Genomic DNA, 14,302 nt, shown 5'->3' with positions numbered 1-14,302 from the left:
ACCACAAGCGGGTCGCCAGACTCATGCGGGCGTCCGGGATCGAAGGAGTCCGGTTGCGCCGCCGGCACCGCACCACCGTCCCCGACCCGACCGCGGCCAAGGCGCCGGACCTGATCGGCCGCGACTTCACCGCCGAAATCCCGAACACGAAGTACGTCGGCGACATCACCTACCTGCCCATCGACGGCGGGAAGTTCTGCTACCTGGCGACCGTCATCGACCTCGCCTCGCGCCGGTTGGCCGGCTGGGCGATCGCCGGCCACATGCGCGCGGACCTCGTCACCGACGCCCTGGCCGCAGCGATCCGCACGCGCGGCAGCCTTGCCGGATCGATCATGCACACCGACCACGGAGCCCAGTACACGAGCAGGGCATTCGCCGAAGCCTGCAGGTCAGCAGGGGTCCGGCGAAGCATGAGCGCGGTCGGGTCCAGCGCGGACAACGCACTCGCCGAGTCCTTCAACGCGACCTTCAAACGCGAAACCCTGCAGGGACGAAAGAGCTGGCCAGACGAGTGCGAAGCCCGACTCGACGCCTTCCGATGGCTGACCCGATACAACACCCGACGCCGACACTCCCGCCTCGGACAACGATCACCGATCGCCTTCGAAAACGCCCTCCACCTCACACCAACTACGCTGACACCAGCCGCATAACCCGTGTTCAGGATTCGGGGTCAAGGCCCGGGTTCGTGTCGTCCAGCACGCCGTCGTATGCGAATCACCGTTACCCGGTGGAGATCATTTCGCACTGTGTGTGGCTGTACTTCCGCTTCCCGCTCTCCTTCCGTGAGGTGGAGGAGATGATGCTCGAGCGGGGCGTGATCGTCTCGTACGAGAGCATCCGCCGGTGGTGTCTGAAGTTCGGCCAGGCCTACGCCAACGCGCTGCGCCGCAGGCGCCCGCAGCCCGGCGACAAGTGGCATCTCGACGAGGTGTTCATCAAGATCGGCGGGAAGCAGAAGTACTTGTGGCGGGCCGTCGATGCCGACGGAAACGTCCTGGACATCCTGGTCCAGAGCCGGCGTGACAAGGCTGCGGCCAGGCGTTTCTTCCGTCGGCTCCTCACCTCCACCGGGCAGGTACCCCGGGTGGTCGTGACCGACAAGCTGAGGTCGTACGGGGCGGCGCACCGGGAAGTGATGCCCTCCGTGGAGCACCGTGCCCACAAGGGCTTGAACAACCGGGCCGAGAACTCCCACCAGCCAACGAGGCAGCGGGAACGCGCGATGAAAGGGTTCCGCAGCCCGGGTGGGGCGCAACGGTTCCTGGCCGCGTTCACCGGAATCTCACCCCACTTCCGGCCCCACCGGCACCTGATGACCGCCGGCGGCCACCGCTTCGAGATGATGATCCACTTCACCGTCTGGAACCAGATCACCGGCAGCACGAGGAGCCTGCTTGCCGCGGCCTGAATTACGCCCTCTACCAGGCCCTGGCACACCCTGACGCGCAATCAAACGATCACGCCGCCGACAACGTGACAGTGCCCTGACACAAGCAGTTTCGCCTGATCTGTCTGCATGAATTTCTGTGTTCGCTTGAAGGGGTTCATGTTCTGGGGGGCATGGATGGGAGCGGTCGTGGGGCATGAGCCTCACGTCACGCAGAGTGCTTCGGAACGGACAACATGGCTGCTCAACATGGCAGGCGCGGTCGAACAAACCATCAGCTGCGGCATCGGGCGTCCGTGGTGCGCGGAACGCTCGTGTTCCTGGCGCTCGCGGACTGTGCACTCGCCGGCACGACAGCCGCTGCGAGCACCTTCCCCACCGTCGGGGACACGACCGCGCACGCGATGGTGGCCGCGGATCCCCGCCCGATTAACGGATGCGAGTCCGCCCCGTGGGCCAACTCGTGCGACACGCCACCCGACAACCCCCTTGACCCTCCTCACCCCGACAGACACGAAGGCCCCCACGGCCCCCATGGCCACCCCGGGCCTCTAGGACCCACCGGCCCACAAGGCCCCGCCGGCGCCCCAGGCGCACCCGGTTCCCCAGGTGCGCCTGGCGCGCCGGGGGCCCCGGGCTCACCCGGTCCGGCGGGTGCGACCGGCGCTGCCGGCGCGGTGGGGCCGGCCGGTCCGGCAGGGGCAACTGGCGCGGAAGGGCCGCCAGGTGCGACCGGTGCAGCGGGCACTGCGGGAGCCCAGGGTCCAGCAGGCGCGACCGGAGCTACCGGATCTACGGGTCCAGCAGGTCCGGTGACAACACAAAGTATTTTCGGGGCGCCTGTAATTCTCAGCCCTGGGGGTAGTGGTACTGCCTTTGCGACCTGCCCCGAAGGAACTAAAGTTACAGGGGGCGGCTATACCCTTAGTCCCACCGTGGAAGGGGGAGACCTTTACCCCACGGTTAACATTGCCTATAGTTCTCCCGTGCCGATCATCCCGAATTCTCAAGGTGTCGGATGGACGGTTGCTGCGGAGAATCAAGAGTCCTTCGTTGTCGTGCTCGGTGCAGTTGCTGTGTGCGCATCCAGCTGAGTGCAACTGTCACGTTGTCGGGGGCGGTCTGGGATGATCTTGGGGTTTCCCCCGGCCCTGTCCCGCCCTGGTGCACCCTCAGACGATCACACCCTCGATAACGTGACAGCACCCGCCGGCATGCCCGCGACGGTCTGAGCAACCAGCCGCCGACGACCCCCGCACGGCCTGACGCGCAATCAAACGATCACACCACCGACAAGGTGACAGCACCCGGGTGGGGGCCAGGCGCACCCGCCAGTCGCGATCGTGTTCACCCGTAGCCCGATGGGCGATGTGGTGGGTGGAGCCGTTCGGTGGATGGAGTTCGGGCACGTGGCCCGTCATCGTTGGTGCCCTCAACGCGGCATACCACATCCTGCGAGCTCCGCCGACTGCTCCGCACGCGTCGGTGCTCGCCGGTTGGGGAGTCCATCCCGGACGCTGCCATCAGCTTAAGGATGTCGGAGATGATGCGAAGGTCCGTTACCGCCACGACCACTTTGGTCATGGCAGCAGCAGGTGTTCTGGCGACCCCGGCTGTAGCCGGTGCCGCCGCCGAGACACCCACCCATTGCGTGCTCCGCAACAACATTGTCACGTTCGCGAACAAGTGTTACGGGAGTCTTCCCGAAGCCATCAAGGACGCGACGTCCGGCAAGATCATTGCCAGCTCGGCGGAAGCCGCTGCGATGCCGAACTCCCTGGTGAAGAGGATGGAATCTGCGAATCCGCAGATCGCCGGGATAGCCTTCGCCGGCTCCACGTACGCCGGCTCAAGCGCCATCTTCGTCGGTCCGCACTCCTGCCGAACGAAGGGGACCAGTTGGACGATTAACTTCAGCCCGCTGGAAAAAAAGTTCGGATCCAGACCGGCTTGGGACAATCGGTTCAATTCCACGATCGGGATGAACGGATGCTCCAGCGGCCTGGCCCAAGACGCCAATTACAGCGGGGCGCACCTGCAGTCCCGGATGCCCAGAACCACGACTGCGGAAGGGTCGATTCCCTTCAACACCTACAGCTCCATCCGCTTCGGCTACACGCCCACGCCGGAGGAGTTCGTCTCGTCCTGCAACGCTGGCGGGGCGCTCCTCGCCTGTATTTTCATAGCGGATCCAGCCATCACCTACAAGAACGGCCCCAAGGTCCTCACCGCACGCCCGGTGAACTGCTCCGACACCGCACAGACCATGACGGTGTGGGCAGGTCACACGTGGACCAACAGCTCCAGTTTCACGTTCGGGGTCACCACGTCGTACGGGATCACCGGCAAGTGGCCCGGGGTCGAGGCGAAGCTCGAGCAGGCCATCAAGACGGAGACCTCGTGGGAGAGTTCCGAGACCACCAGGTTCGAGGAACAGGTGCCCACCAATGTTCCCGGCAAATCATCCATGCAGCTCTATCACTCGCCCGTGATCCGAGTGATGAGCGGAATGGCCGTCATGAGGATCGGCGACGCGGCGACCGAGCTCCCGTGGTCCCGCGAGGAAGCAGTGCCCACCGGTGCAGGATTCACCGGCGCGTGGACGTGGATTCCCGGCGGCCTGTCCGCAGGTGACTGCATCTCCGAATAGAGAAGTCAGCGAAGGGGAAAAGGCACTGTCACCTTGTTCGGCGGTCTGGGATGATCTTGAGGTTATGGGTGTCCGAGAGGGGTGTGGGTCATCGCGCATTGCGTGTGGCCGTACTTCCGCTTCCCGCTCTCCTTTCGCGAGGTGGAGGAGATGATGCTCGAGCGGAGCGTCGTCGTCTCCTACGAGACCATCCGGCGCAGGGCTGATGTCAATCCCCTGGAAACGTAGAGTCCTCTTCTATGCGGCTTCGGCCCTCTGGTGGGCTTGGCAGCGTTGCTGTCTGATCTTCTGCTCGAACTCCGCGGGCGGGAGTCCGCCGGCACGGGTGTGGCGGCGTCTGGTGTTGTAGAAGTCGGCGATCCAGGTGGCGATCTTGATCCGGGCCTCGGCCCGGGTCGTGAACCGGTGCCGGTGGATGTACTCGACCTTGATCGTCGAGTTGAACGCCTCGGCGGCGGCGTTGTCGAAGCAGGACCCCACCCGGCCCATGGACTGGACCACACCGAGGCGGTCGCACAGGCTGTTGTAGGCGGCGGAGGTGTATTCGCTGCCCCTGTCGCTGTGGAAGATCACTCCGTCCACGGCGCCGCCCCGGGTCGCGGTGGCCATCCGCAGGGACGCGCTCACCAGGGCCGCGTCGTGGTGAGCGTCCATGGCATAGCCGAGGCAGCGGCGGGAGAACAGGTCGATGACGGTGGCCAGATACAGCTTGCCCTCGCCGGTGTCGATCTCGGTCATGTCTCCTACCCAGAGCACGTCGGGAGCGATCGCGTCGAAGTGCCGTCCGACCAGGTCACGGGCGGCACGCCGCTTGCCCTGCCGGGTCAGGTTCCGGCGCTTCTTCGGCTCACGGCCGTACCAGCCCTCCTCCGCCATGACCTCGGCGACGGTGTTCACCGACACCTGCCAGCCCTCCGCCCACAGATCGAGCGTGATCCTGGGCGAGCCGTACGTCTGGCCCGAGGCGTCGAAGAAGTGCTTGATCCGCTCGGTCAGCGCAGCCCGTCTGACCTCACGCTTCGTCGGATTCGCGGGCCTGCCGCGCCACTTGTAGTACCAGGCCGGTGACACGCCCAGCGCGCGGCAGGCCACGGTGTGCGGGATCTTCTCCTCGGTCCTGCAGTCACTGATCACCCCGACGAGCACCGCCGGGTCCGTCTCAGCTACTTCACCCACAGGACCATGCATCGCTTGAGGACATCACGCTCCATCCCCAGCTCCACGGTCTCCTTGCGCAGCCGCTGATTCTCCGACCGCAGACGGGCCAGTTCCTCCCGCTCGGACTCCTCCAGCGGGCCCGTACCCATTTCCGCCGCCCCGCGGGCCCTACTCACCCAGGTCTGCAGCGTCCCCTCGTGCACACCCAGATCCCGAGCAACCTCCGCCGCCGGCTTCCCGGTCTCCAACACGATCCCCACAGCCCCGTCACGGAACTCCGCGTCATAGCTACGTCGCTTCCCCACCCTCAACTCCTTATCGGGTCACGACTCCACGCTACGAGGGGAAGGCCAATCCGCGGTCAAGGCCCGCACCCAGGCCATCAACCAGCTCAAAAGCATCCTGGTCTGCGCCGACCCGGCGCTACGCGAGGACCTCGCCGGACTGGCCAACCCCCACCTGATCAAGCACTGCGCAGGGCTGGACGACCTCGGCTCCGCGGGCCCGGCTGGCGCCGCCCGCCACACGCTGCGGCTGCTGGCCCGCCGTATCCAGCACCTGACCGAGGAGATAGACGACCTGGTCAAGCGGATAACCCAGGCCTTGAAGAGCAGCCGTCCCGCTTTGCTCGAGGTGCGCGGTATCGGCCCGGACAGCGCCGCAGCCCTGCTGATCGCGGCCGGTGACAATCCCGAACGCCTCACCAGTGAGGCCGCCTTCGCTGCCTTGTGCGGGGTCAGTCCCGTCGAGCAGTCCTCCGGTAAGACCCAGCGTCGCCGGCTCAACCGCGGCGGCGACCGCCTGGCCAACGCCGCCCTTTACCGCGCCGTCCTGTCACGCCTGCGCTGGGACCCACGTACCCAGGACTACCTGCAACGGCGCACAGCCGAAGGCAAGACCAAGCGGGAGATCATCCGATGCCTGAAGCGCTACGTCGCACGAGAGGTGTACAAACTCCTCGTCCCCGCCATCACGCCCAGTGAGCCGGCGGCCCCCGCCTCAACCACCCCTTGACATCCATAGGGGCATCAGTACCGTGACGGACCGAGGTTATGGTCCGCCTACGGTGGTCTCCGTGGGGGGGACAGCATCAACCGTGCACAGGGGTAGGGGCTTGATTATTGCAGTGCATGCACCGGTGTCGAGGCCGATTCGCAGTGCGGTGGTTGGGGCGTTGAGATCAACACTGGCAGAGGGTTCGATGTTAGTTATTTCTGTCGAGCCTCCAGGGTCTATGACGATCCTGGATGAAGTGCAGCCAGTGCATGTAACACTGTAAAAATTTTGAGTCTTATTTACAATGGTGTACGGCTTTGTTTCGCGGTGAGGCGTCGGATCAGATTCGGCGGCATGCGCCATCCCGATTGACGTGAACGTAAGCCATGGAATGATTGCGAGCGCAATGAGGGTTTTCATGTGATTCATTTTGTTAATTCTTTGCCGCTTTGTCTGGAAAACAGTCATGTGCTGGCCCGGTAACCGTAGAGTTCCAGGCGGTAGGTAGACGTCAACTCTGGATCTTTGTGAGTCGTCGCGCTAGGTACGCAAAGGCACCTCCACGGGCAGGTCGGCGGGCGTTGTCACGTTGTCGGCGGCGTGATCGTTTGATGGTGCGTCAGGGGTGAGCCGGGGCCTGGAGGGGCCGGGGTTCAGACCATGGCGGGCATGCCGGCGGCGCCGGTGATGTGGTTCCAGATCTGAAGCGGACGGTCATTTCGAGGCGGTGGCGGGCGTTGCGCTCCACCCGGGGCTGCGGAACCCCTTCATCGCGCGTTCGCGCTGACGGGTGGGCTGGTGGGAGTTCTCTGCCCGGTTGTTCAACCCTGTATGGGAGCGGTGTTCCACCGAGGGCATCACCTCGCGGTGCGCTGCCCCGTACGACTTCAGTTTGTCGGTGACGATCACCCTCGGGACCTGCCTGGTGGTGGTGAGGAGCCGGCGGAGGAAGCGCCTGGCCGCCGGCTTGTCCCGCCGGTTCTGGACCAGGATGTCGAGCACGTTGCCATGGGCGTCGACGGCCCGCCACAGGTACTTGTGCACCCCGCCGATTTTGATGAAGACCTCGTCGAGATGCCACTTGTCGCCGGGCTGCGGGCGCCGGCGGCGCAGCGCGTTCGCGTAAGCCTGGCCGAACTTCAGACACCACCGGCGGATGGTCTCGTAGGAGACGACGACGCCCCGCTCGAGCATCATCTCCTCAACCTCGCGGAAGGAGAGCGGGAAGCGGAAGTACAGCCACACGCAATGCGCGATGATCTCGGCCGGGGGTGGTTCGCGTACGACGGCGTAGCGGACGGCATGCTCGGACCCCTCCCCGGACGGACAACCCGAAGATTATCCCAGACCGCCACCGGCAACGTGACAGCACCACCCCCGATAGTCAGCTGCTTATTTCGCGAATGGATTTTGCAGAATAAGCAGCTGACTTATTGAGGATTTCCTTGTTGTTGTTAAACTGGCGGGTTCTGGAGGCCGAAGGTTCCAGCGGGAGTGTTATTAGCGGTGCTGGTGGAGGTGACGAAGGTGTAAGGGCGCCCTCCGACGATTGCGAGAGTCGGGGGCTGGTTGTAGACGTTTTGACCTGGGTGTAGAAGGCTGAATGATACTCGAGTATCCCTATTATTGCGGGCGTCGTGAATGGTAGCCGAAAGGGTGAATCGTGGTGGTTCAATGGCGGAAATGCATGCGCCTGCGCTCTGTCCATTTCCTAGGCTTCCGCCGTCGTCAGGATCATTTCGGTTGTTGCTGATGAAGCCAGGAGTCACATTGGCGAGAGCAGAGTTTGCGTCGTTGATGTCTGAGGTCCACTCGAAATTTTCCATGGTCAAGTTGCCGGTTGTGTCCAGGTTCTGAATTCCGGCGCACATGTTCCATTGGTATGGATAGTCTGATAGGCCCCGCACGTTGTGTCCTGAGCCGGTGGTGGCGTTGTTGCCGTATTTGATGCTGCCGCAGGCGTTGTGGTTGTGGTTGCCTTCGACGTGGATGTAGCAGATGTTGCTTTTCCCGTCTTTGTCCTTGCCGTCACTGTTGGCGTGTGCGGTGGTGGCGAGGCTGGTGAGGGCGAGTAGGGCTGTGGCGGTGGCGAGTGCGGTGCGTGTGTAGCGCATTCGGCTTTCCTTTTTTCTGGTCTGTGTGGCTGTTGTATTTTGGTTGAGGTGTGGTGGTGGGGTGGGGAGGCTTGGCCGTTCGGTCGGGTGAATTGGGTGAGTGTCTTAATTCCAGGGTCTATCTTTGAATTCAGAATGATGCAGGCAAGCGGAGGGGCTGGTCCTGGAGGCGGAGCCGGAAGGACCTGGGTGGGGAGCAGAGCAAGCCTGCCCAACGGGCCGAAGGCCCTGAACCCCGTGAAACGGGGTCACTCTGGCCCGCGGAGCGGGCCGTTCGGGGTGGAGCGAAGCGGAACCCCGAACTAGTCCGGAGCGAAGCGCAGGACTCCGGCCCGAAGGGCCGGCTCTTGCTCGGAGCGAAGCGGAGAGCCGGGCCGAAGGGCCCGGCCGAGCGCAGCGAGGCCGTTTGAGGGGCCCCGCGTTTTCCGGACAGCTGCCAATTAGTTAATTCAGGCTGCGATCTGCTGGTTCAGGTACTCGTCGTGGACCTCTCGTGGGGTCCGGTATCCGAGTCCTGAGTGACGGCGCTTCGTATTGTAGCGGACCTCTATGTAGCGGGCGATGTCGCGGTAGGTGTGTTCGCGGGTGGGGTAGATGGTCCGGTGGACACGTTCATTTTTCAGGGTCGCGAAGAATGATTCTGCCATGGCGTTGTCGTAGCAGATTCCGGTTCGTCCAACGGATTGCCGGATTCCCAGTTCGGTCAGTGTATGGGCGAACTGGGCCGAGGTGTAATTGCTGCCGCGGTCCGAGTGGAAGATGGCGTCTTCGGCGAGTGGATGGTTGCGTGCCATCATTTTGATGGCTGATTCGATGAGTGGGGTCTTGTAGTTGTCGTCCATGGCCCACCCGATGACGGCTTTGGTGTGGCAGTCGATGACGGTGGCGAGGAATACCCAGCCTTCCCAGGGGATGGGTCTGGCACTTGCATCTTGGGGGGGGTGGGCGTGCGCGTTGGGGGAGGCGCGGCTGCGTTGGCCCTGGAGACGGAGCCGTAAGGACCCGGGTGGGGGAGCGGTCCCCAAGTCCGGAGCGAAGCGCAGGACTCCGGCCGAAGGCTGGCACCAGGGCGGCGAAGCCGGCCAGCTTTCTTCCGCTTCGCTCTAGAAAGCTGGCCGAAGCCTGCGAAGCGGGCGCCCGCCCGCCCGCCCCGCGAGGCGGGGGCAATGACGTTGTACGCCGCGCCAGTTGGAACACTGCCCGGAAGGTTCGGGGCGTCTCAGACCACGGCGGAGTGTTCCGCCACCCGCTGCGCTTCAAGCGACTGCGCCTCGATGTGACTGCGGCAGACGTACCGCGCTTCGGCCAGGGCCCTGCTGCCGCGGCCGGTTGACGCGGATCCGCGTGTGGCAGTCCGAGGTTCAGTGGGAGTGGAAGCGTGCCGAGCGCACGCGAACATCGTCGTCAACGCCGCGGTTGCCGTCGCCACGACTGACGGGAAGGCTAACGCCTCCATCCCGCGGACCCCGAGGGGGCTGCGCGGATGAAACCCCGGGCGGGCCAGGGTGTCCTGGCCGAGGAGGCCGGCCGCACCGGCGGCCGGGGACCATTCGGCAAGGGAAGTCGGTTGTCGCAAATTCCGGGGGAATCTCAGCATTATCCGGGGATAGTGTATGTGATGGTGATGTTTGCGGGGTTTGTGGTGTTTGTTGGTGCGGTTCCGTTGGTGGGGGTGAGTGAGGAGCCGCCGCCTCCTCCGCCGCCGCCCAAGGCTTCATTTCCGAATCGAATGGTGTCGCCGCCACCGCCTCCGCCGTAGAGTCCGCCTCCGCCGCCGCCCCCTCCGGTTCCGCCGCCGTTGCCGCCCGCTCCGAGAACTCCGGGGAGGCCACGGGGTGTTCCTCCGGTGCCGCCGGCGTTCATGGTGCCGGCTTGTCCGCTGGTGCCGCCACCGCAGGGGTTGGCGCCTCCTGGCATGCCTGCGTTACCTCCGGGCGTAGCTTCAGGACAGGGCTGACTCGTATTCAGAGTCGGGGTGCTGACTCCGCCGCCGCCTGCTGCCACGATTTGGCGTGATTGTAGGCTTCCCTGGCTTCCTGGGGCGGTTGTGCGGATGTCGCTTGCGCCTCCGCCTCCTCCGCCTTCAAAGCTGTTGCCGCCTCCGTTGAATCCGCCGATGCAGGGTAGGGTGGGTACACGGCAATTGCCCGTGGTGGGGGTGCCGCCGACGAGTACGTAGAAGATTCTGGTTGGGGGCACGCTGAGAGTGCCTGTGACCTCTGCGCCAAGCCCGCCCGCGGCTCGATATGCGCTGGCGCCGCTGGCGCCCGTAGCGGAAACGTTCACCGATTGCACACCTTCCGGAATCTGGAAAGTGTAGCTTCCTGCAATGTTGAAGACGCATTGGGCGCTGTTCCCGCTGACGACGCTGCATTGTGGTTGAGAGAGCGGTGGGTTCAGGGCTGCGAGCCCAACAACGTGTCCGGTGCCGGTGGTGTTGTTGTCTCCGATGATCATGCTTTCGCAGGAAATGTTGTCGTTGTTGCCGCTGTTAACGATATTGCATTTTTTATCGCCGTGTTCGGGGTCGCTGGTGTCGGCGTAGGCGATGGTTCCCAGGCTGCTGAGTGCGAGGAGTGTTGTGGTGATGGCGAGTGCCGGGCGTGTGGAACGCATCCGAGTTTCCTTTTTCTGTTGGGTGTGGTTTTTGAATTTTGGGTGGGATGTGGTGGTGGGGTGGGGGAAGCTTGGCCGTTCGGTTGGGTGAATTGGTGGCGTGTCTTGATTCCACGGCCCCGGCGTAGTTCTCCCTTGAGTCGTTCTGCCCCGGTTTGATGTGGCTGGTTGCAGGACGAGCGCGACTTCTGACACGGCAGCTGTAGTCACGGCAGCTGTAGTTCGTGAGGCGTAGGACGTCGTCGCTGGTCAGCGTGGTGGGTGGGGTGCCTGCGGGCAGAGGTGCGGCCACCTGCATCGTGATCGTTTGTGAAGACAGATCAAGAGGCGGTGGCCGCGCAGGCCACGGTAGTACACGGCCTGTGGGTCGAGTCCTTCGAGGCCTTGATGGGCCGGGTCGCGGGCTGTTTCCCACGCCGGGAGACGCGGCTGACCTGCCGGAACATGGTTCAGGGGCTGCTGATGGTCAAGGACTCGGCGAACTGCTGGTCGCTGGCCGAGGCCATCGGCCACACCGGTCCGCACGTTCTGCAGCACTTCCTCTCCCGTGCCCGCTTCGACACCGAGGCGATACGCCGGTCGGCCGCGGCATGGACGGTGGAGCAGCTCGGCTCCATGGACGTGATGCTTGTGGTGGACGAGACGGGCGACGAGAACTCGCAAATAGGTGGTCATCCCCGGCAAGAACCCATTGTTGCCTTGACAACAGTTGTCGCGGCATTCAATCTGGAAGGGTGACAGCTTCCAGCAGCGGCCTGCGTGATCATCTCGGCTACTGGCTCCGCCGCCTCTCCGACGAAGTCCACAGCCGGTTCGAACGCGAACTCGCCCAACATGACGTGACCGTCTCCCAGTGGGCAGTCCTGATCACCGTTCACCGCGGCGACGCCACCACCACCCGGGAAGTGGCCCGGTACATGGACATCGACGCCGGCGCGGTCTCCCGCCTGGTCGACCGCCTGGCCGCCAAAGGCCTGATGACCCGCGAACCAGACCCCACATCCCGCCGCACGCTGCGGCTGGCACTGACCGACACCGGCCGCGACCTGGCCCCGCAGCTGGCCGAGATCGCCGACCGCAACGACGCCCACTTCTTCGCCAGCCTCGACCCGGCCCAGCGCCACCAGCTGGAGGAATGGATACGCCGCCTACTCGGTGAAGCCCTCCCACGGCCCACCGCACCACCAACCTCCTGAAAGACGCCACCATGAGCACCGCCCCCACCACCGCCCGCTCGGTCACCAAGACCGTCACCGTCGAGCGTCCCGTCGCCGACGTCTTCGCCTTCCTCGCCAACGCGGCCAACTGGCCCGCCTGGGCGATAGTCAACGTCAAGGCGATCGAGCCCACCGACGACCCGGACTGGTGGCTGATGGCCACCCCGCACGGCCCCGCCAGGCTCCGCATCCGCGGAAACGTAGAACTCGGAATCCTCGACCACGACTACGTCGAGGACCAGGCATCCTGGCAGGTCCCCGCCCGCGTCGTCGCCAACAGCACCGGCTCCGAATTCATGATCACCTTCTTCCAGCCCCCGGCCTTCACCGACGCCTTCTTCGACGAGCAGGTCGCCCTGGTCGATTCCGAGCTCGCTACCCTCAAGCGCATCCTCGAAACCGGCGCCTGAACCTGGCCCAACAACCCCCGCGCTACAAGCCCTTTGACGGTTCCGGCAGATCCGCCGGAACCGTCAAAGCGTTGACCTGCGTCAGTTCGTGCCTGCGGTTGAGAAACAGGCAGTTAACTTGAGTTTTATCCTCGAGGGTCGAATCGTTCTTCGAACTTGACCACTCGTGGTGGTAACTCCCGTACGGCAGGGCGGCCTTCGTCTGATCCTGTGCTCCGTCACAGAGGCACGAAATCAGCCGAAGGCCGTAGGGGTGAGTCTGCTGTATCACGATGTCCAGCGGGAGCCGTTCGGGGTGTTGTCACGCTTCCGGACGGAGTTGTACGCGTCGATGACGGCCCGTGGCGACGCACTGTTCGAGTTGACCGACGCGGTGCTGTGTGCGGACGGTCCGGTGAAGACGCTGGTCGGTCTGGCACTTGCGCCGGAGCACCGGCGTGGCCATGGAGCCCTGTATGCCGGGCTGAATCATGGGCGACTGGATGTGGGCCGGTTACGGAGGGCCCTGGTCTCTGTCCCGCTGCCGAAGGCGGCCGACGGCCGTCTGGTCCTGGCCGTCGATGTCTCGCCGTGGTTGCGGCCGGATGCGGACACCGCCCCTGAGCGGTGCTTTTGCCATACCTACGGGTACGGCGACAACAAGCATCTGATGATCCCGGGCTGGCCCTACCAGATCGTGGCCGCTCTGGAGACGGGCCGGACCTCGTGGACCGCCGTGCTGGACGCGATCCGGATCGAGCCGGGCGCCGACGTCGCCGCGGTTACCACCGCCCAGATCAGAGAGGTCGTCGATCGCCTCGTCGAAGCGGGCCAGTGGCGGGAGGGCGATCCCGACATCATGATCGTGGTCGACGCGGGCTATGACGCTCCGCGCCTGGCCCACCTGCTGGCCGACCTGCCCCTCGAGATCCTGGGCCGGACGCGATCGGACCGGGTGATGCGCCGGCCGGCGCCCTCCCGCGAGGAATTCCACCGGGACCACCCCGCCGGCGGACGCCCGCCCAGGCACGGAGGCGAGTTCGTCTTCGGCCGGCCGGACACCTGGGGCGGCGAGCAGGCGGTCACCGTCACCGACACCCGCCGCTACGGGAAAGCGACCGCGCAAGCGTGGGACCGGCTCCATCCTCGGCTGACCCGCCGGGCGGCCTGGATCGACCATTCTGCCGAGCTGCCCGTCATCGAGGGCACCGTCATCCGCCTGAAGGTCGGGCACCTGCCCTCGGGCGGAGACCCGAAGCCGGTGTGGCTGTGGTGGTCCAGGACCGGCGCCACCGCGGCTGACGTCGACCGCTGCTGGCAGGCCTTCCTGCGAAGGTTCGACGTCGAGCACACATTCCGCTTCTGGAAGCAGACCCTGGGCTGGACCCGCCCCAAGCTCCGCAGCCCCGAGGCCGCAGACCGGTGGACATGGCTCCTGGTTGCCGCCCACACCCAGCTCAATCTCGCCCGGCCGCTCGCACAGGACCTCCGGCATCCCTGGGAGAAGCCGACCCCACCCGAACGACTCACCCCCGCCCGGGTCCGACGCGGGTTCAGGAACATCCGAACCGCCACTGGTTCACCAGCCGGTGCACCCAAACCCGCCCGCCCCGGCCCCGGACGGCCACCCGGATCGAAGAACCGGCACCCCGCAGCACGCCACAACGTGGGAAGAGTCCTCGTCACAGGCCAGCCCTACCAGCGACCCGCCCACCACGAGGTCGGCACCAAACCCCGCCGAACAGGATAAAACTCAAGGTTAAGGCCGG

At 65.0% G+C, this 14,302-nt stretch carries 12 protein-coding genes and 3 pseudogenes; 9 read left to right on the top strand and 6 right to left on the bottom strand.

Annotated features, from left to right (window positions below; genetic code table 11):
• From OG435_RS49825 to OG435_RS49810, 4 genes and pseudogenes are all read left to right on the top strand, one after another.
• A partial coding sequence (locus OG435_RS49825; RefSeq protein ID WP_266888529.1) for an IS3 family transposase occupies positions 1-656 on the top strand: 656 nt, incomplete at its 5' end.
• 35 nt (positions 657-691) lie between these two features.
• Positions 692-1,414: an IS6 family transposase gene (locus OG435_RS49820; RefSeq protein WP_266888527.1), complete on the top strand. Its 723-nt coding sequence runs from the start codon at positions 692-694 to the stop codon at positions 1,412-1,414.
• 1,561 nt (positions 1,415-2,975) lie between these two features.
• Positions 2,976-4,043, top strand: a complete 1,068-nt coding sequence (locus OG435_RS49815; protein WP_266888526.1) for a hypothetical protein — start codon at positions 2,976-2,978, stop codon at positions 4,041-4,043.
• 81 nt (positions 4,044-4,124) lie between these two features.
• Positions 4,125-4,241, top strand: a pseudogene (locus OG435_RS49810) (IS6 family transposase); the annotation flags it as partial.
• 39 nt (positions 4,242-4,280) lie between these two features.
• Here the strand turns inward: OG435_RS49810 and OG435_RS49805 are convergent.
• Together OG435_RS49805 and OG435_RS49800 are read right to left on the bottom strand one after the other, a co-directional pair.
• Entirely contained in the window at positions 4,281-5,219 is a 939-nt protein-coding gene (locus OG435_RS49805) for an IS3 family transposase (RefSeq protein WP_266888243.1), read from the bottom strand.
• Positions 5,207-5,506 (bottom strand): transposase, encoded by a 300-nt coding sequence (locus OG435_RS49800; protein WP_266888242.1) that lies wholly within the window; start codon positions 5,504-5,506, stop codon positions 5,207-5,209. Before OG435_RS49800 ends, OG435_RS49805 begins: the two co-directional genes overlap by 13 nt.
• 49 nt (positions 5,507-5,555) lie before the next feature.
• On the opposite strand from OG435_RS49800, the pseudogene OG435_RS49795 reads away from it, so the two are divergent.
• Positions 5,556-6,215: pseudogene (locus OG435_RS49795) on the top strand (transposase); the annotation flags it as partial.
• A gap of 635 nt (positions 6,216-6,850) precedes the next feature.
• Here OG435_RS49795 and OG435_RS49790 read toward each other — a convergent pair.
• The 4 genes and pseudogenes from OG435_RS49790 to OG435_RS49775 all read right to left on the bottom strand — a co-directional run bounded on the left by OG435_RS49790 (position 6,851) and on the right by OG435_RS49775 (position 10,927).
• Positions 6,851-7,501, bottom strand: a pseudogene (locus OG435_RS49790) (IS6 family transposase).
• Positions 7,502-7,651: 150 nt separating this feature from the next.
• The gene (locus tag OG435_RS49785) at positions 7,652-8,311 is read right to left on the bottom strand and encodes a hypothetical protein (protein ID WP_266888524.1); all 660 of its coding nucleotides are present in this window, start codon (positions 8,309-8,311) and stop codon (positions 7,652-7,654) included.
• 449 nt (positions 8,312-8,760) lie between these two features.
• Positions 8,761-9,336: an IS3 family transposase gene (locus tag OG435_RS49780; protein WP_266888522.1), complete on the bottom strand. Its 576-nt coding sequence runs from the start codon at positions 9,334-9,336 to the stop codon at positions 8,761-8,763.
• 571 nt (positions 9,337-9,907) lie between these two features.
• Positions 9,908-10,927 carry a glycine-rich protein gene (locus OG435_RS49775; RefSeq protein ID WP_266888520.1) on the bottom strand — a complete coding sequence of 340 codons (1,020 nt, stop codon included), beginning with the start codon at positions 10,925-10,927 and terminating at the stop codon, positions 9,908-9,910.
• 309 nt (positions 10,928-11,236) lie between these two features.
• Here OG435_RS49775 and OG435_RS49770 point away from each other — a divergent pair, with 309 nt between their 5' ends.
• The 4 genes from OG435_RS49770 to OG435_RS49755 all read left to right on the top strand — a co-directional run bounded on the left by OG435_RS49770 (position 11,237) and on the right by OG435_RS49755 (position 14,283).
• Positions 11,237-11,665 (top strand): transposase, encoded by a 429-nt coding sequence (locus OG435_RS49770; RefSeq protein ID WP_266888517.1) that lies wholly within the window; start codon positions 11,237-11,239, stop codon positions 11,663-11,665.
• A complete protein-coding gene (locus tag OG435_RS49765) occupies positions 11,662-12,123 on the top strand; it encodes a MarR family winged helix-turn-helix transcriptional regulator (RefSeq protein ID WP_266888515.1) in 462 nt (153 codons plus the stop codon). Before OG435_RS49770 ends, OG435_RS49765 begins: the two co-directional genes overlap by 4 nt.
• Before the next feature lie 11 nt (positions 12,124-12,134).
• Positions 12,135-12,554: a hypothetical protein gene (locus OG435_RS49760; protein ID WP_266888513.1), complete on the top strand. Its 420-nt coding sequence runs from the start codon at positions 12,135-12,137 to the stop codon at positions 12,552-12,554.
• A 253-nt stretch (positions 12,555-12,807) separates the two neighbouring features.
• A complete protein-coding gene (locus OG435_RS49755) occupies positions 12,808-14,283 on the top strand; it encodes an NF041680 family putative transposase (protein ID WP_323188072.1) in 1,476 nt (491 codons plus the stop codon).
• The last annotated feature ends 19 nt before the right edge of the window (positions 14,284-14,302 follow it).

Source organism: Streptomyces sp. NBC_01264 (assembly GCF_026340675.1).
GTDB lineage: Bacteria > Actinomycetota > Actinomycetes > Streptomycetales > Streptomycetaceae > Streptomyces.
The sequence above is the reverse complement of the archived record's forward strand: the minus strand, read 5'-3'. Positions and strand labels throughout refer to the sequence as shown.